Raw genomic sequence first — 22,717 nt, 5'->3', positions numbered from 1 at the left:
GCTTCATGAACCTGGAGCACCTGCGAGCCCTGACCGCCGTCGTCGACGAGGGGACGTTCGAGGCCGCGGCCGACGCCCTGCGGATCAGTCCCTCGGCCGTCAGCCAGCGGATCAAGGCGCTGGAGACCTCCGTGGGGCAGGTGGTGGTGCGCCGCGGCGTCCCCTGCGTCCCCACCGAGGCCGGGGCCGTGCTGCTGCGCACCGCCCGCCAGATGCAGGTCCTCGAGGCGGAGGCCCTGCACTCCCTGGGCCACGGCGCCACCGCCCGGACGGTGACCCCGGTGGCCGTCAACGCCGACTCCCTGGCCACGTGGTTCGTGCCCGTGCTGCACGAGGCCGCCGGGTGGTCCGACACCACGCTGGACCTGCACGTGGAGGACCAGGACCACAGCAGCCGGCTCCTGCGCCAGGGGGACGTCATCGGCGCCGTCACCTCCGACCCCTCGCCCGTGAACGGGTGCCGGCTCGAGCGGCTGGGCTTCATGCGCTACGTCCCCGTGGCCGCCCCCGCCCTGCGCCGGCGCTTCGGCACCGCGACCGGCATCGACTGGGCGGCCATGCCCGTGCTCCGGTTCAACGCCAAGGACGACCTGCAGCTGCGCGCCCTGCGCGCCCGCGGCGTCGACCGGCCCCCGCCCACCCACACGGTGCCGTCCGCCGAGGGTTTCCTCGCCGCCGTCCGGGCGGGCCTGGGCTGGGGCATGCTCCCGGAGCTGCAGCTGGGCTCGGACCTCGCGGACGGGTCCCTGGACCTGCTGGAGGACCACGCGCACCACGACGTGGCGCTCTACTGGCAGAGCTGGGCGCTGGACTCGCCCCGGCTGCACCGCATCACCGAGTGCGTCCACCGGGTGGGCCGGGACCGGCTGCGCGGCACGGAGCAGGACGGCTGAACGGCTGCGCCCCGCGGGTGCGGCCGGGCCGCTCCTGCGCCGTTGCGCCGCGGCCCGCCGGCGGTCAGGGCGGGCAGTCCGTGCGTCGTGCCGCGCGCCGGGTCGCCCGTCACCGGTGGTGCGCGGAGGCAGGGCGAGGTCCGGCGGCCCGGCTACACCTTTTCCCCGGGCAGCCGGGCGGCCTGCTCGATCCAGGACCGGAGCCGGGCCTCGTCCAGCTCGTCGGTCTCCCGGATGTCGAGGTAGCGGACCTCCGGGTGCTTGGACGCCTTGGGCGGCGGCGGGTCCAGCAGGGCGCCCTTGAAGAACTGCACCTGCACGTAGTGCGCGTAGCACCGGAAGGCGAGGAACCAGCCCTCGTCCCCCGCGCCGTAGAACGGCTGGTTCCACTTCACGGCCTTGTGCACCCCGGGAACCGTGCGCTCGATCAGGTCGTCGAGGCGCCGGCCGAGGTCGCGCTTCCAGCCCGGCATGGCCGCGATGTAGTCCTGCACCGGGCCGTTGCCCTCGCCCTTGGGGATCTGGGGGTTGCCTCCCGAGAGCAGCCTGGGCCCCGCGCTGTCCTGGCGACGGTCGGTCAATCGGATCACGCCCTTCGAGATCGGATGACGCCTGGGCAACGGTCCGTGGCGGTTGCCGGGACGGACCGTGCCGGCGCCACCCAGTGTAGTCCGGGGCCCTGCCCCGGCCGCGGCGTCCGTCACCGGGCACCCGGACCGGTGACGGGTCCCGCCGCCCGGGGCCGGACCCGCTCCGGGAGGTGCCGCCGATCCGGTCCGGGCCGCGCTGCCCGGAGGGCGGGTCGCCCTCCGGGCAGCGCGTGTCCGGCAGCGGGTGGAGCGGTCCGGGCTCAGTTCGCGAAGACGTCCTGCAGCGTGTCCTCGTCGGTCCACAGGGCGACGGAGTCGCCGCCGTTGTTGAGCACGGAGGACGTGCCGCCGTTGTAGAAGGCGTCCGCGGTGTCGGTGCCGGGGCCGGTGTGGACGCGCAGCTGCGCGCCCGGGGCCAGCTGGTAGTTCTCGCCCACGGCCAGGACGTTGTTGGCGGCGTCGCGCAGGAGCCATCCGCTGACGTCCACGGTGCGGGTGCCGGTGTTGGTGAGCACCACGTGCTCGCCGGTCTCGGGCTGGACGTCGTCGCCCGGGACGTTGTTGACGGAGTCGGCGATCACCACGCCGTGGTCGGCGGGATAGGGGTCCTGCCCGTCGAGGTAGCGGTCGGTCTGGACGGGGAAGTCCCCGGTGACCATGTCCACCCCGAGGTCGACGACGTGCTGGACGGCCTCGGGGGAGTTCACGGTGTAGACCCCCAGGTCCAGGCCGGCGGCGTCCACACGGGCGACGCCCGCGGCGTCCAGGGCCCGGTAGTTGGTGCCCACGGAGTCCACGAACCCGGCCCACCGCTCCAGCGTCGCGGTGTCGGGGACGGTGCCGGTGAGCTGCTGCAGGGGCACATCGGGGGCGAGTTCGGAGAAGGTCCGGTTGGAGGTTTCGTCGAAGCCGATGACGGTGACCTTGCCGGCCTCGAGCAGCTTCGCCCAGTCCTTGTCCTGCTCCAGGGCGTCGGCGACGACCTGCTCGATGCCCGGGGAGTTGGTGGGGGACTTGATCTCGATGTAGACGCCGGTGTTGACGGTGGCGATCTTCGCGGCGTCGTCGAGGTGCGGGATCCTCTCGCCGGTGAACTTCTGGTCGAAGTAGGCGCCGGCGTCGAGCTGCTGGAGCTCGGCCCAGGTGAAGGACGTGATCGGGTCGTCCTCACGGCCGGGGAAGACCTCGGCGACGTTCGTGGTGCGTGCCGGGGTGTTGTCGTGGAAGAGGAAGGGCACCCCGTCGGCGCTGAGCTGGACGTCGATCTCGAGGTAGTCGACCCCGGCGGCGCGGGCGTCCTTGAACGCGGACACGGTGTTCTCGGGCGCGATGCCGGCGGCACCGCGGTGGCCGATCACCAGGGGCCGGTCCACCGCGGCGGTGGAGGCGGCCGGGGGCGCGGTGTCGGCGGACCCGGTGGGGGCGGCCGCAGCAGGGGCCGACACCCCGATCACGCTGGCGGCCGTCAGGGCACCGGCAGCAGCGGCGTGGAGCGGACGGAGCACGGGGCGGGGGAGGCTCATGGGGGGTGTCTTTCCGGTCGACTTCGGTGGCACGGCCCAGCCAACGGGACCGAAGAGACGGCAGGATCAACACGAGGTGACGCGCAGGCGAGGTCCGGGCGACGTCGGCCCGACGGGCGGGCCGGGCCCGGCACCGCCCATCCGTCGTGAACCGGTGGCGCACCTCGGAGGCGGAGCTGCGCATCTCGGCCTGCGGCGAAGCATCGTCCTCTCCGGCACCGAGCTGCTCGATCAGGCGAGGACCACCACGACGTAGATGGCCAGGGACCCGAGAACGACCGTGGCCGCGCTGAGGCCCAGCACCCCGCGGACGTCGGCGGCGACACGATCGGCGGTGATCCCCGAGGCGCTGCGCCGGTATCGGCTCCGCTGGGTCGCGTAGATCGCCGTGCCGGTGATGACGGCGACCGCAAAGAGCGCCAGGACGAAGGAACCGTGGTGGGAGACCCAGCGCAGGCAGACGGCGGCGGCGGTGATCAGCGCCAGCACGGTGCGTCCCCAGGCCAGGCTGGTCCGTTCGGGTTGCAGGCCGGGGTCGTCGTGCGACGTTCCCGTCGTCCGCGAGCGCGGAATCCGTGGGGGAGAACTGTTCATCGATCGGACGCGGTCAGGTCTGGAGGACGAACACGACCAGGGCCCCGGAAGCGATGGCCCCGCCGATGCCCAGCAGAGGGGCGATCAGCGGCAGCGGCAGGGGGGACTTGCGTCGCAGGCTGCGTTCCACCCCCACCCAGCGCCACGCGGCACCCGCGCTGATGAGCACACCGAGGAGCAGCAGGACCACGGCCAGAGAGGTGCGCATCGCGTCAGGGAAGAGATCCTCCGTGAACGCCTCGACCGCGATGCCACCGGCCAGGAACGCCAGGGAGGTGCGGATCCAGGCCAGGAAGGTGCGCTCGTTGGCCAGGGTGAACCGGGGGTCCGGTTCCGTCCCGCCGCCCAGCACGCGGGCCGAGAGCCGGTGTCGCTCTGGCTCGGGCGCCGGCTCATCCATGGGAGGCCTTCGCGTCCTGCGCCGCAGCCGATGTCCGCTCCCGGGCGGTGCGCAGGACGTGCATCAGCTCGTCCGCACCAGGGGCGTCAGGCGCAGGGGCATGCGGGCGAAGCCGCGCAGCACGTTGTGGACCCACGGGGACGGCTCGCCGGTGAGCTCGATCCGGTCCACCCGCTTGGCCAGCGCCTGCAGGACGAGCTCGATCTCGATCCGGGCGATGGGCTGCCCCACGCACTGGTGCAGGCCCATGCCGAAGGCCACATGACCGGAGGCGCTGCGGTCGAGGTCGAAGACGTCGGCGTTCTCGCCCCACTTGCGGGGATCCCGGTTGGCCGCGCCCATGAACAGCAGGATCTTCGCGTCCGCGGGGATCCGGACCCCTCCTATCTCGGTGTCGACCGTGGACGTGCGATGGAACATCTGGAACGGGGACTCGACGCGCAGGGCCTCGTCGACGGCGAACTTGGCCAGCTTGGGGTCGGTCTTGAGCTTCTCCCACTGCTCGGGATGCCGGGCGAGGCTGTAGAGGGTGTTGCCGATGCCGAACACCGTGGTGTCGACTCCTGCCGAGAGCAAGGCGCGCACCAGCAGGGTGGCCTGCTCCGGGGCGATGCGCCCCTCCTCGGCGACCTTCCAGATGTCGGCGCCCAGACCGGTGATCGACAGGTTCTCGCGGGCGCAGCTGTCCATGATCCACGCGGCCACCTTCTCGCCCTCGGTGAAGGCCTCCGCCCGGATCTCGTTGTCCGCGCCGAAGGCGTTGAACACCATCGCACCGTAGGGGAGCAGGTTCTCCCGGCCCTCCGGGCGCAGGCCCACCGCGTCGGGGAACACCTTCAGGGGGTAGGGCTCGGCGATGTCCTTGATGCCGTCGACGTCGCCCCGGGCCACCACCTGATCGGCGAGCTCCTCGGCGAAGGGGCTGAACTGCTCCCGCAGCCGGCGCATGGTGGACGGGGAGATGACTCCGGCCAGGCCTCGGCGCATCACGGTGTGCGTGGGCGGGTCGGACTCCAGGATCGAGGGCGGGCGCCACTCGGCCTCCTTGCGGATGTCCTTGGGGCCGAGCCCGCCACTGGAGCAGTAGGACTCGAAGTCGGTGAGGATTTCGTAGACCCACTCGTAGCGGGTCACGGCGTAGCAGCCGTACTTCTCCAGCCAGACCACGGGACCGGCGTCCCGGAGTTTCTCGTGCAGCGGGTAGGGATCGGAGATGTTCTCCACGGAGAAGGGATCGTCGGGCAGGGACACGGCCTCGTGCCTCGTGGCGGTGACAGTCATGGTGGCTCCTGTGGCGGGTCGGCGGTTCAGAGTTCCAGGGTGAGCTTGCGGCACCCGGCCGCGGCGCGGGAGACGCAGATCATCATGGCGTCGCCCGAGTGCTTCTCCTCCTCGTTGAGGATGGCGTCCCGGTGCTCCACCTCCCCGTCCACCACACGGGTCTCGCAGGTGCCGCACACCCCGGCGCGGCAGGAGGACAGCACCCGGACCCCGTGCTCCTCCACCACCTCCAGGACGGTGCGATCCGGGGGCACGGTGACGGTCCTGCCCGTATCGGTCAGTTCCACCTCGAAGGGCTCGGCGCTGGCCCCTGCATCGAGATTGGCCGCGACGAAGCGCTCCAGGTGCAGAGCGCCGGGGGGCCAGCCCGTGCAGTAGTCCTCGATCACACGGAGCAACGGCTCGGGCCCGCACGCGTAGACCAGCATCTTCGCCCGGGGCAGTGCCAGCAGGCCCTCCAGGTCGAGGCGGCCGACCTCGTCCTCCGGGTAGAGCAGGACGCGGTCCCCGTACCTGGCCACCAGCTCGTCGGCGAAGGCCATCGACGCCCGGCTGCGTCCGCCGTAGGCCAGGCGCCACTCGCGGCCGGCGGCCTCTGCGGCCTCGATCATCGGCAGGATCGGCGTGATGCCGATGCCCCCGGCCACGAACAGGTACTTGCGGGATTCGAGGAAGGGGAAGTTGTTGCGGGGGCCGTTGATGTGGACGGTGTCGCCCTCGGCCAGATCCTCGTGCACGTAGGCGGAACCACCACGGGAGTCCCGGGTGCGCAGCACCGACACCTGGATCCGGCTGCGGTCGGCCAGCGGCGAGCACAGGGAGTACTGGCGCATGTGGTGGGGCAGGATCAGATCGATGTGCGAGCCGGGTTCCCACTGCGGGAAGTCGGAACCGTCGGGCAGGCGCAGCGTCACGCGGCGGACGCCCTCCGCCACGGTCTCGAGCCGGTCGACAAGGACCTCCTCGACCTCGTGCCGGTAGCCGTTCGCGGGCTGACCCCCGGTGACGGGGCTGGGAACGGTGTTCACGGTGGTCATGATTCCTCCAGTCAGGCGGTCACGGACAAGGACGCGGCCACAGCGCGGTGCGCGCTCAGGCCGCCGTCCACGCAGACGTCGGTGCCGTTGATCCAGGCGGCCTCCGGGCCGACGAGGAAACCAATGGCGCGGGCGATGTCGGTCGGCTGACCGGCGCGGCCCAGCAGGGCGACGGCGCCCTCGACCTTGTCCCGGCCGTGGTCCGTCTTGAAGTCCTCCAGGATGGGGGTCTGGACGGGACCAGGGCTGACCGAGACGACACGCACCGTCCCCAGTGCGGTGGCGGCGGCCTCCAGGGTCAGCCAGCGGACGCACTCCTTGGAGAACCGGTAGGAGTTGCCGGTGACCTCGGGATCCGCGCCGACCAGGTCGAGGGCCGCCTCCCGGTTCTCGGCGGCCGTGAACGCCATGATCTGCTCGCGGCGCTCCGCCCAGCCGCTGGCCACGTTGGAGGCCAGGTTGACGACCACACCGCCCGGGACGAGCTTGGGCAGCAGGGCCCGGGTCAGGTCGCGGACGCCGAAGACGTTGACGGAGAGCACGAGGCGCCACGGGGCGGTGCCGGGGACGCCAGCAATGTTGAGCAGGCCCGTGATGCCCTCCGGGATCTGCCCGGCGGCCGCGGCGACGCCCGCGGCCGTGGAGAGGTCCGCCTGGACGAAGGTCCCCGGGAAGTCGGCGGCCGTGTTGCGGTCCACGCCGATCACCTCCGCACCGGCATCGCACAGCAGGGCAGCGGTGGCAGCACCGATGCCGGAGGCGGCGCCGGTGACGACGAAAGTCTGTCCGTCGAGGGTCATGGACGTGGTCCTTCCAGGAGGGTGGCCCCGCACGCTGGAGAGGTCCTTCGCGTGCGGTTCGGCTGTTCTCCTCCACTATGTGGCGCGGCGCACGCCGGATCATCTCTGCTTTTCACTGGGTGGAAGATGGCGTGTGTCCGGTCACAGGGGAGCTCGATGCTGGAGGCAGGGAAGTCCGTCTGCCGGCCGGTGGGCACTTCCGGAATACGATCGAGAAGGAGATCCGGTGCCTGCCACCTACGAAGTCATCGACCCGGCCACGCTGGACCCTGTCGGAGAGGTGCCTCTGCACCGGCCCGAGGACGTCGAGCGAGCCATTGCCGCCGCGGCCACGGTCTCCCGTCCCTGGGCCGCGGACCGTGAGGCCCGCCGTGCCGCACTGCGCCGGGCCTCCGAGGCGGTGCTGGCCGAGGCGGACGACCTCGGCCGGATCCTGTCGCTGGAGCAGGGCAAAGTCTGGGCCGAGGCCACCCAGGAGTTCAAGGTCGCGGCGGGGCTGCTGCGCCACTACGCCGACCTCGACTGGGACCTGGTCGAGGTGCTGCCCCAGCGCGACGGCCGCTCCGTCCAGGTCCAGTACGCCCCCGTGGGTCTGGTGGGCGCCATCACGCCCTGGAACTTCCCGATCTCCCTGCTGGCGGTGAAGCTGGCTCCGGCGCTGGTGGCAGGATGCACCGTGATCGCCAAGCCGTCCCCGTCCACCCCGATGTCCACCCGCGCGCTCGCCGAGGTGCTCAACCGGTTCCTGCCCGAGAACGTGCTGCAGGTCGTCACCGGCCGCGGTGTCCTCTCCCGGGCGCTGTCGGAGCTGCCGGGGGTGCGGAAGATCTCCTTCACCGGGTCCACCGAGATCGGCGCCGCCATCATGGCCCAGGCCGCGCCGACCGTGAAGAAGGTGACGCTGGAGCTGGGCGGCAACGATCCGGCGATCGTGCTCCCGGACGCGGACCTCGAGCTCACGGCCGCTCGGATCGCCGGCTCGGCCTTCCGCAACGCCGGCCAGGTGTGCATGGCGGTCAAGCGGGTCTACGTCCCGCGTGCGCAGGCGGCGGCCCTGACCGAGGCCCTCGTGCAGGCGGTCTCCGTTCTGCGGGTCGGCCACGGTGTGGCCGAAGGGACCACCATGGGGCCGATGCACACGAGCGGACAGCAGCAGCTGGTGAAGGACTACGTGGCGAGGGCCGTGGCCGAGGGCGGGCGCATCGCCCACGGCGGCGACCAGGGCACCGATCTGCCGGGGTACTTCCTCGAGCCGACCGTCGTGGCCGACGCCCCGCAGCACACGGATCTGGTGGCGTGCGAGCAGTTCGGCGCGGCGCTGCCGGTGGTGGCCTACGACGACCTGGACGCCACCGTGGACGAGCTCAACGCCCAGGAGTTCGGCCTGGGGGCCTCGGTGTGGTCCCCGGACCTGGAGCGCGCCCACGAGGTGGCCTCCCGGCTCGAGGTCGGCACGGCGTGGATCAACCAGCACACCGTCGTGGAGCTGGACGCGCCCTTCGGTGGGTGGAAGGGCTCCGGCCTGGGGCGTGAGCGCGGCCGCTGGGGGCTGGAGGAGTACCTGGAGCCCCGCACCGTCAACGCCCGCCCGCACGCCGGCTGACGCCCGCGGCACGGACAACGAGGGGCCCCGCACCGGAAAACGGTGCGGGGCCCCTCGTTGCCGGGCAGGGTTGCTCAGGCCTCGATGCCCAGCCGGAGACGCTGCTTCTGCTGGTTGACGAACGCCAGGGCGAGGACGCCGAAGACCGTCAGCAGGACGGCGGTGACCTGGAAGGCCAGCCGGTAGCCGTCGGCCGGGGTGGCGGCCCCGCCGATCAGGAAACCACCGACGGCCGGGGCGAACACACCCCCGGTGGTCAGCACGGCGTTGGCCACGTTGAGGTGCCCGCCGCGCTGGCAGATCGTGGTGAGCTCGCCCACGACCAGGTAGGTGATGGCGAACATGGCCGGTGCCGTCCCGAATCCGATGCTCATGAGCGCCACGCCGAGCACCGGGGAGGAGACGAACGTGGAGGCCAGCAGGGCGGTGCCTGCACCGGCCCCGGCCAGGCCCAGGGTCCAACCGCGCGAACGGCGGCTGGGCACGCCCCGCTGGTCCATCCGCTGGATCAGGACGCTCAGGCCGATGGTGGCGACGACGCCCCAGGCGGCCGGCAGGGCGATGAGCGAGCCGGCCTGCTGGCCGCTGAAACCCATGACGTTCTGGAAGTACGCCGGGCCCCAGGACATGGCCAGGGTGAACGTCCAGTAGGCGAAGAACGAGGCCATGACGGCGAAGATCCACGTCGGGTTCATGATGCTGCGGAAGAAGGGAACCTTCTCCTCGTTGACTCGGGAGGCCCCGGGGGCGGAGACCGCGATCTCGGTGCCCTCGATCTCGCGCTCGGCCGCCAGGGAAGTGTACGGGCCTTCCTTGCCGAGGATCATCCACGCCGTGCACCACACCACACCCACCACGGCCAGGGCGACGAACGCCGCGCGCCACCCGTGCTGGGCGATGACCCAGGCGAGCACCGGCGCGAACGCCACGATCCCCAGGGTCACTCCGGAGGAGGCCACCGCGGCCGGGGTCGCCCCCTTCTTCGAGGGGAACCACTTGTAGACCGCGTGCATGAGCACCGGGGCGAGCGGACCCTCTCCGGCGCCCAGCGCCAGCCGGGAGACCCACAGCGCCGGCAGGGTGGCGAAGACCACGACCGGCATCACGGACAGCGACCAGACCAGGCACAGGACCAGCAGGATGGACTTGGCCCTGAACTTGTTCGCGAGCGGGGCGGCCACGAGCTGGGCCAGCCCGAACGTGAGGAACATGGCGCTGGCGACCAGGCCGAACTGCTCCGGAGTGATGTTCAGCTCCTGCATCAGCGGCACCGCGGCCAGACCCAGGACGGCCTTGTCCGCCCAGCTGAGCATCATGAGGAACAGCAGGAGGAAGGTCAGCATCCAGGCGTAGCGGGAACGCTTCCTGCCGCTCCAGTGGCGCGGGTCCTTGGGGTCGATGCCCGGTCCGGGCGGGACCGGCTGGGCGGATCGGGGTGCGGCAGTGGTGGTCATGGTGGTGATCTCCCGTCATGCACCCACAGAGAGTGCGGACCGTGGTGAAGTGTCCCTGCGAATCTAGGAGTCTGTGAACTGGAGCACATAGGACGTTTTCCGGTCAGTGAAAAGCACACGTTCTCCCGCTCGGGGAGCTCGGGCAGAGTGGGACCACTTCGCCTGCCCGTCTGTGCAGGATGCGTCCCGAACGGAAGGCCTCCCCATGACTGACCGCGTTGCCCTCGACGCCCCCCTCGACAAGGCCGGCGGTCTGCGCGTGGTCACGCTGGGAACGGCCGCCGGGCCCGCGATCCGGTCCGAGTGCCCCGGCATCGCGACCGCCATCGTGGTGGACGGCCGGTTCTACCTCGTGGACTTCGGTCTCGGAGTCACCCGGGCCGCCCATGCGGCGGGCCTGCGCGGCGAGAACCTGAAGGCCTGCTTCGTGACCCACCTGCACTCGGACCACGTGGCCGAGATCCCCGCCTACCTGCTGTGGAACTGGGGCCGGCCCGTGCAGGGCTTCACCGCGCCGGTGCCGATCCTGGGCCCCGGCCCGGCCGACCCCCGGGCCGGGGCGGTCGGGATCGCAGGTCTCGTGCAGCACGTGCTGCAGGCCTACTCCTACGACATCGACGTCCGCATCGTCGACGAGGGCCGTCCGCCGCTGTACGACCTCGTGCAGGTCGGCGAGATCGAGCTGCCGGACTCCGCGGCCGGGGCCGACGGCGAGCACACCCCCGAGATGGACCCGTTCGTGGTCTACCAGGACGAGTTCGTGCGGGTGAGCGCCATCCTCGTGGAGCACCCGCCGATCTTCCCGGCCTTCGCCTTCCGTTTCGACACCGCCTACGGATCGGTCGTGGTCTCAGGGGACACGACGGAGAGCCTGAACACGGCGACGCTGGCGGGCGGTGTGGACCTGCTCGTGCACGAGGCCGTGAACCTCGACTTCTACCGGGCCCGGGACTTCGGACCGGAGTTCCTCAACCACCAGGAGATCTCGCACACCACCCCGGCCGGGGTGGGCCGGGTCGCCGCCCGCGCCGGGGCTGCCCGGGTGGTCCTGTCCCACCTGGCCGGCGTCGCCACCGACGCGGAGTGGACCGCCGGGGTCGCGGCGGAGTACGCCGGACCCGTCAGCGTGGCACGTCCGGGCGAGGTCTACACCGTCGTGCCCGCCGGCACCCGCGCGACCAGTTCCGCCTGACCCACCGGGCGGGTGTCAGGCGGGTATCCCCAGCGAACGGGTGATCGCCGCGGAGGCCACCTGCAGCGCAGGAACGATGCGCTGGGAGTCCTTGATCCTCGCCAGGGTGACGATGCCCAGGGCGGCAATCACGCTGCCGCCGGCGTCCCGGATCGGCACCGCGAGGCCGTGCGCACCGGGGGAGTGCTCCCCGTCGGTCGTCGCGTACCCGCGCTCGCGCACCGAGGCCATCTCCTGCTCCAGTCGGGGGACGTCCACGATGCTGTGCGAGGTCTCCCGCACGAGCGCCCGGGTGCAGGCCTCCCACAGCTCGGCGGGCCCGTAGGCCAACAGCACCTTTCCCCCGGCGCTGGTGTGCAGCGGCAGCTTGTCACCGGGGCGGGCGATCGGAGCGCCGACGTGAGTGCCTGCGATCCGGTCCAGGAGCAGCGCCTCCGTGCCGTCCAGCACGAACAGGTTGACGACCTGGCGCGTGGCGAAGAGGACGTCCTGCATGTAGGGAGCGGCCACCTGACGGAGCCCTCGTTGGATGGGGGCGAGCATCCCCAGCTTGGCCAGCCGAGGCCCCACCGTGTACGTGCCGTCCGGCTGGCGGCTCACCGCCCCCCACCCGGAGAGCTCTTTCAGGAGCCGGTGGCAGGTGGCCACCGGAATCCCGCTGCGCCGGGAGATCTGGGACAGGGTCTGCCTCGTGTGCGTGGGATCGAAGGACCCGAGCACCTCCAGGACCCGGGAGGTGACGGAGCGTCCGGGGACGTCCGAGTTCCCAGCCATGCTTTCCTCTTCCACTGGATGGAAATCTGGGGCCAGTCTAGCGGGGCGCCTGCCCACAATGAGCTGTATGGACCTGCAGACCGCCACCGACGCCGTGGCCGCCGTCGCGGTGCCTCTCTTCGCGGTCACCAGCATGGTGGCCGTCGGTCTGGGGCACACGGTCCAGCAGTTCCTCGCACCGCTCCGGGACGTGCGGCTCGTGCTGGCGGGAATGGCGGCCAACTTCGTCGTCGCCCCGGCGGTGGCCTTCTGCGTCGTCGCCGCACTCGGCATCCCGGGCGAAGCCCGGACTGGGCTCATGGTGCTGGCCTGCGCCGCGGGGGCGCCGTTCGTGCTCAAACTGTCGAAGCTCGCGCGCGCGGACATGGCGGTGTCCTCGTCGTTGCTGGCGGTCATGCTGCTCGCCACCATCGGGTACATGCCCGTGGCGCTGCCCGTCCTCCTGCCCGGTGTCGAGGTCGCCCCCGGCGCCATCGCTTCCGTGCTGCTGCTCACCATGTTCCTGCCCCTGGTCGGAGCGGTGCTGCTGCGCCAGTTCACCCCGACGGCCGCGCGCCTGGCACAGGGGCACGTCGGTCGGCTGAGCCTCGTGGCCATGGTCGTGATGCTGGCCAACCAGTTCGTCGCCGATCACCGGGAGCTGGCCGGGCTGGTCGGCACCGGGACCATCATGGCGATCCTGGCCTTCATCGCCCTGAACTTCGGCCTCGGATGGGTCCTGGGTTTCTGGAGGCCGGGCGGTGGGGCTGTGCTGGGGATCTCGGCGTCCCAGCGGAACATGGGCGCCGCCACCGTGGTGGTGATCGCCAATTTCGAGGACTCCCTGGCTGTGCCGACAGTGGTGCTGGCCGGCTTCCTCGCCCTGATCGTGCTCGTGCCGGTGGCCCGATGGCTCGGGCGCGGAGCCGCCCCCCGGGTCGGCGAAGCGCTGTCCGCTCCCTGAGCGATCCGCTGCGGGCGCCTGCAGGAGTTCCGCCGGCGTTCCCAGGCACCAGCGGCGAGAGGGGTCACTCGCAGGCCAGGCCCTCGGCCCCTCCCCGGTCCAGTGCCGGGCGGTAGCCGGGCTGGTCCGAGCGCAGCGGAGCCGCGCCCGCCGCGCGCACGGCGGCGCAGTCCGCGTAGTGGACCTCGTCCGTGGCCGCGGACCCGTCGGCCGCGGACCCGCTGGCCGCGGACCTCGGCGCGGAGGGCTCCGTGGCGGGGGAGCCCGCAGCGGACCGCCCCGTGGGGTCGGCGTTCCCGGTGGGAGCCGTGCCGCCGGGCAGCTCCTGGTCCGGGCAGCCGGCCAGCACGTCCGCCATGGCGTCCCGCTCGGGTGCCGTCACGGCCAGCTCGTAGCGGGTCTTGATCGCGATCTGGAGGGCCACGTACTCGCACCGGAAGGACTCCTCCGGCGGCAGCCACGCGGCGGCGTCGGCCGCGGACTTCTCGCCGTTGGTGGGCCCGTCCACGGCCAGCAGGTTCAGGGGGTCGTTGGCCAGGGCCGTCCGGGTCTCCGGGGCGAGCCGGTCGGCCCCGGAGACCCACGCGTTCTTCAGCGCCACCACGTGGTCGATCTGCACGTCGGCGGAGGTCAGGGGGCCGCGCCGGAACGCGATCGTCCGCCCCGTGTAGGGGTCCTCGAGGGTCCCGGAGAGCACCGTGCACCCGTCGTCGCCGACGACCACCCCGGTCAGGTCCCGGGCCAGGACGTCGTTGCGGGCGTCGCAGCCGTTGCCGTCCGGGTCGGCCCAGTCCCCGAACTGCGCGAGCCGGTCGTAGTCGTCGCCGGCGCCGGCGTCCTCGACGGGCAGCGCGGCGAGGGTCCGCTCGGCGGGGGAGGCGGCCTCCGGGGCCGGCGGGGTGCACCCGGCCAGCAGGCCCAGGGCGAGCAGGAGCGGCACGGACGCCGCCCCCAGGGCCCGGGCGCGCGGTGCTGCGGTGCTGCGCACGGTGTGCCCTCCGCTCCGGCCGGTGGTCTCGGGGGTCCTATTCTCGCAGGTCGGCGCGCAGGGTAGATTGCGGCACCGGAGGAGGCACGGATGAGACGGTTCTTCGCGGTGGCCCGCGTGCTGGCGGCCCTGGCCCTGGTCGCGGCCGTGACCGGTCAGCTGCAGGTCTCCCTGCGCTTCTGGACCGCCCGCGGGGACCGGGCCGTCGCGGTGGACGTCGCCAACTTCTTCAGCTACTTCACCATCCAGTCCTCGCTGTTCCACGCCGTGGTGTTCGCGCTCGGGGCGTGGTTCCTGCTCGCCCGGCGGGGCGCGGACCCCGGCTGGCTCGCCGCCCTGCGCGCCGCGGCCGCGACGTACACGGTCACCACGGGCGTGGTCTACAACGCGCTGCTGCGCGGGCTGCCCCTGGACCCGGGCCTGGAGCAGCCGTGGTCCAACGAGATCCTGCACGCCGTGGTCCCGGTGTACGCGCTCCTGGACTGGCTGCTCGCCCCCGGGCGGCGCCCGGTGCGGTGGTGGACGGTCGGGGCCGTCGTGGCCTATCCGGTGCTGTGGGCCGTCTACACCCTGGTGCGGGCGCCCTTCGTGCTGGACGAGGGCACCGGCAACCCGTGGTGGTACCCGTACCCGTTCCTGGACCCCCACGAATCGGCCGGTGGCTACGGGTCCGTGGCGGTGTGGATCGCGGTGCTCGCGGCGGCGATCACGGCGACGGCCTCGGTCCTCGTCGGGATCTCCCGGTGGGCACCGGGGGCCGGGCGCGGCCACGACCGCGTCCGCGAGGACGAGGGCGACCGGGCGCGCAGCGGCTGACGGCCCGCGCCGCGGGGCGGCCGGCCGCTCCGGGTCACAGCCGCGGCACGCACTCCCCGGAGCCCAGCCGCGCGAGTCCGGCCCGGTCCCCGGCGGAGAGCACGGTGGCCCCGCCGCCGGGGTGCATGAGGTGCGCGGGGTCGTCGACATGGGCGAGCCCCACCACGTGCGCCAGCTCGTGCACGATCGTGGCGCGGACCTGGTCCGCCCCGCCCGGCCCGTCCAGCACCTCCGTCAGCCCGGGGGCGTCGAGGGTGACCTGGCCGGTGACGTAGATGAACGGCGTCCCGGGCCCGCGCCGGGGCGTGCTGCCGCCGAGCCCCACCACGTTCCCGGCCAGGTCCGGGACCTCGGTGGCGTCGGACCACGTGATGAGCACGGGCGCCCACTGCCGGCCGTAGCGCTCCGGCTGATAGGGCGCGCGCTGCGCGGACGGGGCCTCCGTCGTCGTCCCCTCGGCGACGAACCGCAGGCCGGTGGCCGCGGCGATCTCGGCGACGGCCTCCTCGACGAGCTGCTGCCCGCCCGGCGGGGCGCCGTCCGGGCGCACGACCCAGCGCACGGGGCGGCACGGGTCGTAGGCGACCACCGGCTGACCGGGATCCGGGGAGCCCATGAAGCGGTAGCCGCCGGCGTCCTCGACCGCCGGCGGCGTGCCGAGCGGTTCCCGGGCGGCCTGGAGATCGCGCGGAGGCGCCGACGCGTTGGGGAGGTAGGGGCGGAGGGCCGGCATCGCGTAGTCCTGAACGAGCCCGGGGGTGAACCAGAGCATCAGCACCAGCACCACGCCCACGGCCGGCGTCGCGCGCCACGCCCTGCCGCGGCTGCGGGGCACCTTCGCCCAGCGCCGGGCGGACCGCCGGTCCCGGCGCCGCCGTGCGCCCGGGCCCATCAGGGCCTGCCGATGCTGCCCCAGTGCGTCGTCCAGGACCCACTGCGGGGTGCGTCCGCTCGGTGCGGTCCGGGGGCGCGCCACGGCGGTGTGCTGGTCGCGGTTCCGGGGCGACGCTCCCCGATGCGGCGTGGTACCACCGGACTGGTGCATGCTTCCTGGCTTCTGTGCTCGGGCGGGCGGTCGTGCCGCCGTGGTGAAGTGTACGAAAGCAAACAGAGGACGTCATCCGTTCCGCGCACTGTGACGAGGATCCGCCTGTCCACACTCCTGCCTACACTGTCCCGACGCAGCCCCGATCACGAAGGAGCACCGCAGTGGAGACCACCCCGCACCAGAACGTCACCTTCCCCTCCGCCGGCAGCGAGGCCCACGGCTACCTGGCGCTGCCGGAGTCCGGCCGGGGCCCGGGCGTGATCGTCATCCAGGAGTGGTGGGGGCTCACCGACCACATCCGGGACGTGGCCGACCGGCTCGCCGCCGAGGGCTTCGTGGCCCTGGCCCCGGACCTCTACGGCGGGTCCATCACCCACGACGGCGAGGAGGCCGCGGAGATGATGTCCCGGCTGCCGGAGGAGGAGGGCGTGCGGCTGCTCGCCGGCTCCGTCGACTTCCTGCTCGGCCACGAGGCGGTCACCAGCTCCACAGCCGGGGCGATCGGCTTCTGCATGGGCGGCGGCTTCGTGCTCGCCCTGGCCGCCGACCAGGGCGAGCGGATCGGTGCCGCGGTCCCGTTCTACGGGGTGGGCCAGGGCGTGCCGGACGCCTTCCACGGGGTGCGCGCCGCGGTGCAGGGCCACTACGGCCGGCAGGACTCCTCCTATCCCGTGGAGACGGCCGAGGCGCTCGAGCAGCAGCTGCGCCGGGAGTGCTCGGCCCCGGTGGTGGAGTTCCACTACTACGACGCCCCGCACGCCTTCCACAACGACCGCAACCGGCCGAACCACCGTCCCGAGGCCGCGGCCGCGGCCTGGGAGCGCGCGGTCGCCTTCCTGCGGGAGCACGTCCGCTAGTCCGGTGAGCGGCCGTCCGCTCGTCCGACGACGACGACGCCGCCGGCTGGGACCTGCGCCGGACCCGGGAGCCGGCGCGGGTGCGGGTGCGCCCCTGAGGCCTCCGGGACCCGGGCCGACGAGCACGCGCGTTCCCCGGACGTGCCCGCCCCGGTAGCGTTCAGGCATGACCCCGGATCTCTGCGCGGACCGTCCCGCCGACGACCACGATCCCGTTCCCGGGCGGGAGCCGCCGTGCCCGGACCTCGAGGGCCCGCGGGCCCGGCGCGGTGGAGCGGGGGCGGGATGACCGGGATCTGGCCCGTGGTCCACGCCGAGCGCCGGGCGCTGGCCCGCGACCTGGCGGACCTGCCGGCCGAGCACTGGTCCACGCCCTCGCTGTGCCCCGGCTGGGACGTGCACGACGTCCTGGCCCACCTGGTCGACGACGCGCGGACCACGCGCCTGGGCTTCCTGCGCCGGCTCGCGGCCGCCCGGTTCGACTTCGACCGCTGCAACGCCGGCGGGGTCGCCCGGGAGCGCCGGGCGGACCCCCAGGACACCCTCGCCGCGTTCCGCGCGGTCGGGGACCGCACCACGAGCGCCCCCGCGGCGCCGGTCACCCGGCTCGTGGAGGCGTTCGTGCACGGTGAGGACATCCGGCGCCCGCTCGGGCTGGGACGCGCCTATCCGGCGGGGCCGGTCGCGGAGGCCCTCCGGTACCAGGTGCGGACCCGCGGCGCGTTCGGCGGCGGGAAGGAGCGGGCGGCCGGACTGCGGCTCGTGGCCACCGACGCCGACCTCGCCATCGGGACCGGACCGGAGGTCCGCGGGAGCGTTCTCGCGCTGCTGCTCGCGGTGTCCGGGCGCCCGGTCCGCCCCGGGGAGCTCGCGGGCCCCGGCGCCGCCGCCCTCGCCCGCTGACTCCGTGCGCTGAGCGACGGCGGCACGGGCGCTCAGTGCCCGGACTCAGCGCACGAGGCCTGCCGCCCGGACTCAGCGGACGAGCGTGAAGAGGATGCCGCTGATGGCCACGATCCCGGCCACGGTCACGAACACGTTCGAGAGCTGCCCCCGGTAGGGCGCCAGGGCCGGGATGCGGCGCACGGCATACATCGGCATGAGATACAGAATCACGGCGATGACCGGACCGGCCAGGGACTCGATCAGTCCCAGGATGCTCGGATTGAGGACCGCGGCCGCCCACGTGGTGAGGAAGACGAACACCGCGATGGCACGGCGGAGCGTCCGATCCCGCGGCTGCGGGACCCGGGCGGGCAGGAGGCTGCGCACGATGCCCGCCGCGCCCTCGCTCGCGCCCAGGTAGTGGCCGAAGAACGAGGAGACGATCGCCACGATCGCCACGGCCGGCCCGAGGTAGCCGATCCAGGGGTTGCCCTGCACGTTGGCGAGGTGCGAGAGCACCGGGAGATTGGCCTCCCGGGCCTCCTCGAGTCCGGTGGTGCCGAGGGACAGGACGCAGGACCAGACGAACGCCATGGTGAAGACCACCAGCAGCACCGTGGTGCGGCGCAGCACCCGGGACGCGGCCTCCGGCGCGTGCGCCCCGTGCTCGCGCTGCATCGCGAGGGAGAACTGGGAGATGGCCGGGGAGTGGTTGAACGCGAACACCATCACCGGAATGATCAGCCACACCGAGAGCGCGAGCTCGTCGGCGGACGGCACCGCGGCGAGGTCGCCCAGCTGCCAGGTGGGCACCAGGTAGACCGTCACGCCCAGCAGCGCGAGGATCAGCGGGTAGACGAGCCACCGGGTCACGGCCAGCATGAGGCGCTGACCGGCGACCATGACCAGCATCATCGCGGCGATGAGCACCCCCGAGAGCAGCACGCGGGGCACCGGGGGCAGGCCCAGCTGGTTGACCCACAGGCTGTCGACCGTGTTGGTGAGGCCCACCCCGTAGATCAGGACGATGGGGTAGATCGCCAGGAAGTACAGGACGGTGATGACCCGTCCGGCGCCCTGCCCGAAGTGGTCCCGGGCCACGACCGTGATGTCCTCGCCCTGCTTCGGCGAGGCGCAGACGAAGCGGGCGAGGGCCCGGTGGGAGAGGTAGGTCATGGGCCCGATGAGGACCGTGACGACGAGCAGCGGCCACAGGCCGCCGGCGCCGGCGTTGATGGGCAGGAAGAGGATGCCCGCGCCGATGGCGGTGCCGAACAGGCCGAGCGTCCAGCCGGTGTCGACCGCGGACGGCCGCCTCCGGGGAGCGGGGGCCGGCGTGGGGGTCGCGGCCGTGTGGGGCGGAGCCGGGGTCGTGGTCGTCGGGGAGAGGGTGGTTTCTGCGTCGGCGGAGATCGTCCGCGGGGCAGGGGAGCGCGACATGGTGGTCCTCGCTGGGTGCGCAGTGTGGGGTGGACCACCGGGACGATACCAGTTGGACAAGGAGGCTCAGAGCCCGCCGTGCGCGCCCTGAGGGCGACACGGCCGCCGGGGTGCCGCCCGGGACCGGACTCCGTGCCTTACGGTGAGCGCATGAGCGATCGTGAAGCACCCGGCGACGAACTGTTCGTCCTGGGCATTGCCCTCGGCCCGGCGTTCGGCGTCGTCCTCGGGGTGCTGATCGGGGACATCGGCCTGGGTGTGGCCGTCGGCGTGCCCGCCGGGCTGATCCTGGGGCTCATCGGCCGGACCGTGGTGCAGAACCGCCGCCGGAACGACGACGAGGAGCCGGCCCGGTCCGAGTGACGCGCCGACAGCTGCTCCCGCGGAAGATCAGTGCTGCCGCAGGGGGCGTCCCACGATCCCGGTGGAGACCGCGGAGTACGCGGCCGCGGCGAACAGCAGCGTGGCCCACCCGTAGGCCTGGGACCCCAGGGCCAGGACGGCACCGTTGGCGACGAACAGCACGACCGCCGCGATCGTCAGCCACTGCGCCACCTGATGTCCACGGACTTCTCGAACCCCTGCCACGGTCTTTCCCTTCGTCGTCTCCGGCCCGTCTGCGGCTGCATCCGGGTGAGCCCAAGTTAGGTGCCGTCCAGGGCATATGTCTGTCGACTTAAGTCCAGACCTCGGGACGGCACCGAGAACATCGCGCCTGGTCAGGGGCGGGAATCGAAGATGACGAAAGATGGCGCGGCCGGCACCCGGGCAGTGGCACCCGGACAGCGGTGCCGGAACGGGGACGGGGCGGGCACGTGGTGTCCACGTCCCCGCCCCGTCCCGGCGCCGCCGGCTTCCGGCTACGGCGCGGCGGGCACCGCTCCGGCGTCGGCCACGCCCTGGCCGGCGGCGTCCGGCGGCACGGCCCCGGTCTGGCCGCTGTCCAGCTGCTGGCTGCCGGTGTCCGGGAGCTCCCCGCCGGACGTGCCGGCGTCCCCGGTCACCGTTCCCGCCGTGGGGGCGGTCTCGGCGGGGACGATCCCCTCGGGGGCCGAGGTGGTCTCCGCGGTCGGGGCGGTGCCCTCCGCGGGGGCGAGCTCACCGGTGCCGGCCGCCGGGTCCTCGGCCGGTGCGGGCGTGGACGCGCTGCGCACCGCCACCGACTCGCTGCCGGTCACGGAGCGCTGGATGGTGCCCGTGCCGCCGGAGAGCTCGGTGCCGGTGAGGGCCTGGATCCCGAAGACCGCCGCGACCGCCAGGCCGAGGATGGCCCCGGTGCTGACCAGGATGGGCTTCAAGCGGGGGCGCAGCGTGCTCCAACGGCTCTCCGCGGCCACGGCGGTGCTGCCGTCCGAGCCGGAGGCGTCCAGGCCGGGGCGGGCGAGGACGCGCTCGGCCACGGTGGTCCGCACCTTCCGCAGGCCGCGGCGGCTCTTCTCGAGGGAAGTGGAGTAGACCACCACAGCGATGCCGGAGACGATGCTGGTCAGTGCGGCGCCGAGGACGGTGCCGACCACGCTGAGGTGGCCGCCGATCACGGACATGGTCGCGGCGGTGGCGGCACCGGCCAGCAGGCCGGGGACGTTCAGGGCCGGGCTCTTCTTCTCGGGCTGCTCGGCGGCCTCGGCGGAGACCGGGGCCTGGGGATGGTCCTCGGCCGCGGGGGCCTCGGTGCGTGGTCGTTCCAGAGTCATGCTGTCCTGCTTCGCTGGCGGGGAAGGGGGTGCTGATCCCCGCGACGTTGCTCGGGCCAGCCGTTCCCATTATCCGGACGGACCGGGGAATGCGCGGTCCGAGTGGGCACTCTCACACCCGCCGGTCCCGATCGTGCGCAACGTGACGTCGAAGGGCCAGGTCGGCGTGACCGGGACGTGGCGCTCAGCGCAGCGGCAGCCGCATGAGCACGCGCGGGAACCCGTTGAGCACCGAGCCGGTGTCCGCGGCCTTGGTGAACCCGGCGTGCTCGAACATGGCGCGGGTGCCGACGTAGGCCATGGTGGTGTCGACCTTCTCGTCCCCGTTGTCCACCGGGTACCCCTCGAGAACCGGCGCCCCGTGCTCCCGGGCGTGCTCCACGGCGCCCTCGAGCAGGGCCCGTGCCACCCCCCGGCCCCGGTGGCCGCCGCGCACCCGGAAGCACCACACGGCCCAGACCGGGAGGTCGTCGACGTGCGGGATCGTCCTCCCGTGGGTGAAGGCGTGCAGCTCGGCCCGCGGGGCGACTCCGCACCAGCCGACCACGGTGTCGTCGTCGTAGGCGAGGACGCCCGGCGGGATCGGCCGCGCGCACAGCTCCTGGGCCGTCTGCGCGCGTTCCCGGGCGCTCAGGGAGCGGTTGACCCGGGACGGGAGCCGGTAGGTGAGGCACCAGCACACCCGGGATTCGGGGTTGCGCGGCCCCAGGACGGTGGCGACGTCGTCGAACCTCTCGCTGGTCGCCGGGCGGATGGTGAACGCAGTGGCGGTCATGGTCGTTCCTCGGTACGGGGCGGCACGGTGCCGTCCGTGCCCCCAGCCTAGGAAGCGGGCGCCGCGCGGACCACAGCGGCGCCCGGGTCAGCCCTCGCCCCGGCCGTCCCGGACGCGGTCGAAGGTCTCGCGGGCGACCTCCCACGTGGTCTTGCCGACGTCGAAGTGGTCGGTGAGCATGTACACCCCGATCCAGCGCTGGTAGCTCCAGGCCCGGTCGAGGAGCCCGACATCCCTGGGCCCGGCGTAGCGGGCGTGCACCGCGGCCACGAAGTCCGCGCCGTACTCGTGGAGCTCGGCGAAGTCCACGGCCGGGTCGCCGCGGCACATGTCGCTGAAGTCGATGACGCCGAGCCGGGCCGCGGCGTCGTCCCAGAGCAGGTGCCGGCTGTAGACGTCGTTGTGCACGACCGCCTCGGGCAGGTCGGCGGCGAGCAGGGCGTCGACGTCGGCGAGGATCCGCTCCACGTCGTCGAGCTCCTCGGGGGTCAGCACCGCGGGCAGGTGCGCGGCGGCCGCACGGCGGACGTCCTCCTGGTCCTCCGCCAGGGACGACGACGGGACGCGCTCCAGCGGGGTGCCCGGCACCGGCGCGGTGTGCAGGGCGGAGAGGAAGCCGGCCAGCTGGTCCACGAGCGTCTCGCGGGCCGTCCCGTCCAGGGAGGCCAGGACCGCGGGGGTGAGCGTGCGGCCGGGCAGCAGGGGGTATCCGGCGAACGAGCCGTCCGGCGCCACGCGGTCGTAGCGCGGGATCCGCACGGGCAGCAGCGGGGCGAGGTGGTCCAGGACCTCGACCTCCCGGACGAGGGCCTGCCGGTAGGACGCCTCCTGCGGGAAGCGGAACACGAGGGCGTCGTCCAGGACGACGACGACGTGGTCCCAGCCCTCCGTGATCCGCCGCGCCCGGGTCCACGTGAGGGCGGGGAACGCGGCCGCGATCCGCTCCAGCTCGTCCATGGGGACCTCCGTCCTCGGTGCCGCCGGCGGGCCGCCGCCGGCTTCCTCGGCGCCGAACTCCCGGGCGCCGAACTCTCGGGCGCCGAACTCCCCGGTGATGACCTCCGGGGTGCCGAGCTCCCCGGAACCGGGGGAGCTCTGGGCCTACCGGCCGGGCGTGCTCCAGGGTAGTC

General features: G+C 73.1%; 24 protein-coding genes. 8 read left to right on the top strand and 16 right to left on the bottom strand.

The features are described from left to right. The first annotated feature begins 5 nt into the window (after positions 1 to 5). Positions 6 to 893: a LysR family transcriptional regulator ArgP gene (locus QYM41_RS13590; protein ID WP_368800307.1), complete on the top strand. Its 888-nt coding sequence runs from the start codon at positions 6 to 8 to the stop codon at positions 891 to 893. 152 nt (positions 894 to 1,045) lie between these two features. Here the strand turns inward: QYM41_RS13590 and QYM41_RS13585 are convergent, their stop codons facing one another. From QYM41_RS13585 to QYM41_RS13555, 7 genes are all read right to left on the bottom strand, one after another. After that, positions 1,046 to 1,483 (bottom strand): DUF1801 domain-containing protein, encoded by a 438-nt coding sequence (locus tag QYM41_RS13585; protein WP_368800306.1) that lies wholly within the window; start codon positions 1,481 to 1,483, stop codon positions 1,046 to 1,048. Between the two features lie 260 nt (positions 1,484 to 1,743). Further along, on the bottom strand, positions 1,744 to 3,006 hold the full coding sequence (locus QYM41_RS13580; RefSeq protein WP_368800305.1) for a glycerophosphodiester phosphodiesterase family protein: 1,263 nt from the start codon (positions 3,004 to 3,006) through the stop codon (positions 1,744 to 1,746). A 231-nt stretch (positions 3,007 to 3,237) separates the two neighbouring features. Beyond that, the gene (locus QYM41_RS13575; protein ID WP_368800304.1) at positions 3,238 to 3,600 is read right to left on the bottom strand and encodes a DUF202 domain-containing protein; all 363 of its coding nucleotides are present in this window, start codon (positions 3,598 to 3,600) and stop codon (positions 3,238 to 3,240) included. A gap of 13 nt (positions 3,601 to 3,613) precedes the next feature. Continuing rightward, positions 3,614 to 4,000, bottom strand: coding sequence for a YidH family protein (locus QYM41_RS13570; RefSeq protein WP_368800303.1), 387 nt, complete (start codon positions 3,998 to 4,000; stop codon positions 3,614 to 3,616). 63 nt (positions 4,001 to 4,063) lie between these two features. Further along, positions 4,064 to 5,281 (bottom strand): cytochrome P450, encoded by a 1,218-nt coding sequence (locus QYM41_RS13565; protein ID WP_368800302.1) that lies wholly within the window; start codon positions 5,279 to 5,281, stop codon positions 4,064 to 4,066. Positions 5,282 to 5,307: 26 nt separating this feature from the next. Beyond that, positions 5,308 to 6,318 (bottom strand): PDR/VanB family oxidoreductase, encoded by a 1,011-nt coding sequence (locus QYM41_RS13560; protein ID WP_368800301.1) that lies wholly within the window; start codon positions 6,316 to 6,318, stop codon positions 5,308 to 5,310. Positions 6,319 to 6,329: 11 nt separating this feature from the next. Continuing rightward, positions 6,330 to 7,118, bottom strand: a complete 789-nt coding sequence (locus QYM41_RS13555; protein WP_368800300.1) for a coniferyl-alcohol dehydrogenase — start codon at positions 7,116 to 7,118, stop codon at positions 6,330 to 6,332. A gap of 226 nt (positions 7,119 to 7,344) precedes the next feature. Between QYM41_RS13555 and QYM41_RS13550 the strand changes: the two genes are divergently transcribed. Then, positions 7,345 to 8,721, top strand: a complete 1,377-nt coding sequence (locus tag QYM41_RS13550) for an aldehyde dehydrogenase family protein (protein WP_368800299.1) — start codon at positions 7,345 to 7,347, stop codon at positions 8,719 to 8,721. A 74-nt stretch (positions 8,722 to 8,795) separates the two neighbouring features. Here the strand turns inward: QYM41_RS13550 and QYM41_RS13545 are convergent, their stop codons facing one another. Then, a complete protein-coding gene (locus tag QYM41_RS13545; RefSeq protein WP_368800298.1) occupies positions 8,796 to 10,175 on the bottom strand; it encodes an MFS transporter in 1,380 nt (459 codons plus the stop codon). Positions 10,176 to 10,380: 205 nt separating this feature from the next. On the opposite strand from QYM41_RS13545, the gene QYM41_RS13540 reads away from it, so the two are divergent. Further along, positions 10,381 to 11,367, top strand: a complete 987-nt coding sequence (locus QYM41_RS13540) for an MBL fold metallo-hydrolase (protein ID WP_368800297.1) — start codon at positions 10,381 to 10,383, stop codon at positions 11,365 to 11,367. A gap of 15 nt (positions 11,368 to 11,382) precedes the next feature. On the opposite strand, the gene QYM41_RS13535 is transcribed toward QYM41_RS13540, so the two are convergent. Further along, positions 11,383 to 12,141: an IclR family transcriptional regulator gene (locus tag QYM41_RS13535; RefSeq protein WP_368800296.1), complete on the bottom strand. Its 759-nt coding sequence runs from the start codon at positions 12,139 to 12,141 to the stop codon at positions 11,383 to 11,385. Positions 12,142 to 12,208: 67 nt separating this feature from the next. Here QYM41_RS13535 and QYM41_RS13530 point away from each other — a divergent pair, with 67 nt between their 5' ends. Next, positions 12,209 to 13,084, top strand: coding sequence for a bile acid:sodium symporter family protein (locus QYM41_RS13530; RefSeq protein WP_368800295.1), 876 nt, complete (start codon positions 12,209 to 12,211; stop codon positions 13,082 to 13,084). Between the two features lie 64 nt (positions 13,085 to 13,148). On the opposite strand, the gene QYM41_RS13525 is transcribed toward QYM41_RS13530, so the two are convergent. Next, complete coding sequence (locus QYM41_RS13525; protein WP_368800294.1) at positions 13,149 to 14,072, bottom strand: HNH endonuclease family protein; 924 nt, start codon at positions 14,070 to 14,072, stop codon at positions 13,149 to 13,151. Positions 14,073 to 14,162: 90 nt separating this feature from the next. Between QYM41_RS13525 and QYM41_RS13520 the strand changes: the two genes are divergently transcribed. Then, positions 14,163 to 14,888 carry a Pr6Pr family membrane protein gene (locus tag QYM41_RS13520; RefSeq protein ID WP_368800293.1) on the top strand — a complete coding sequence of 242 codons (726 nt, stop codon included), beginning with the start codon at positions 14,163 to 14,165 and terminating at the stop codon, positions 14,886 to 14,888. A gap of 34 nt (positions 14,889 to 14,922) precedes the next feature. On the opposite strand, the gene QYM41_RS13515 is transcribed toward QYM41_RS13520, so the two are convergent. Continuing rightward, positions 14,923 to 15,864 carry a zinc metalloprotease gene (locus QYM41_RS13515; RefSeq protein WP_368800292.1) on the bottom strand — a complete coding sequence of 314 codons (942 nt, stop codon included), beginning with the start codon at positions 15,862 to 15,864 and terminating at the stop codon, positions 14,923 to 14,925. 233 nt (positions 15,865 to 16,097) lie between these two features. On the opposite strand from QYM41_RS13515, the gene QYM41_RS13510 reads away from it, so the two are divergent. After that, entirely contained in the window at positions 16,098 to 16,793 is a 696-nt protein-coding gene (locus QYM41_RS13510; RefSeq protein ID WP_368800291.1) for a dienelactone hydrolase family protein, read from the top strand. Positions 16,794 to 17,078: 285 nt separating this feature from the next. Continuing rightward, positions 17,079 to 17,696 carry a maleylpyruvate isomerase family mycothiol-dependent enzyme gene (locus tag QYM41_RS13505; RefSeq protein WP_368800290.1) on the top strand — a complete coding sequence of 206 codons (618 nt, stop codon included), beginning with the start codon at positions 17,079 to 17,081 and terminating at the stop codon, positions 17,694 to 17,696. Positions 17,697 to 17,768: 72 nt separating this feature from the next. Here QYM41_RS13505 and QYM41_RS13500 read toward each other — a convergent pair whose 3' ends face one another. Further along, positions 17,769 to 19,118: an SLC5/6 family protein gene (locus QYM41_RS13500; RefSeq protein ID WP_368800289.1), complete on the bottom strand. Its 1,350-nt coding sequence runs from the start codon at positions 19,116 to 19,118 to the stop codon at positions 17,769 to 17,771. 150 nt (positions 19,119 to 19,268) lie between these two features. On the opposite strand from QYM41_RS13500, the gene QYM41_RS13495 reads away from it, so the two are divergent. Continuing rightward, entirely contained in the window at positions 19,269 to 19,481 is a 213-nt protein-coding gene (locus tag QYM41_RS13495) for a hypothetical protein (RefSeq protein ID WP_368800288.1), read from the top strand. A gap of 27 nt (positions 19,482 to 19,508) precedes the next feature. Here the strand turns inward: QYM41_RS13495 and QYM41_RS13490 are convergent, their stop codons facing one another. The 4 genes from QYM41_RS13490 to QYM41_RS13475 all read right to left on the bottom strand — a co-directional run bounded on the left by QYM41_RS13490 (position 19,509) and on the right by QYM41_RS13475 (position 22,544). Continuing rightward, on the bottom strand, positions 19,509 to 19,673 hold the full coding sequence (locus QYM41_RS13490) for a hypothetical protein (RefSeq protein ID WP_368800287.1): 165 nt from the start codon (positions 19,671 to 19,673) through the stop codon (positions 19,509 to 19,511). Positions 19,674 to 19,978: 305 nt separating this feature from the next. Next, positions 19,979 to 20,812, bottom strand: coding sequence for a hypothetical protein (locus tag QYM41_RS13485; RefSeq protein ID WP_368800286.1), 834 nt, complete (start codon positions 20,810 to 20,812; stop codon positions 19,979 to 19,981). 184 nt (positions 20,813 to 20,996) lie between these two features. Further along, on the bottom strand, positions 20,997 to 21,587 hold the full coding sequence (locus QYM41_RS13480) for a GNAT family N-acetyltransferase (RefSeq protein ID WP_368800285.1): 591 nt from the start codon (positions 21,585 to 21,587) through the stop codon (positions 20,997 to 20,999). 87 nt (positions 21,588 to 21,674) lie between these two features. Beyond that, positions 21,675 to 22,544: a phosphotransferase family protein gene (locus QYM41_RS13475; RefSeq protein ID WP_368800284.1), complete on the bottom strand. Its 870-nt coding sequence runs from the start codon at positions 22,542 to 22,544 to the stop codon at positions 21,675 to 21,677. Positions 22,545 to 22,717: the final 173 nt, after the last annotated feature.

Source organism: Kocuria oxytropis (genome assembly GCF_040981195.1).
GTDB classification, from domain to species: Bacteria; Actinomycetota; Actinomycetes; order Actinomycetales; family Micrococcaceae; genus Kocuria; species Kocuria oxytropis.
Note: the sequence above shows the minus strand (reverse complement) of the source record. Positions and strands in the feature narration are given on the sequence as shown.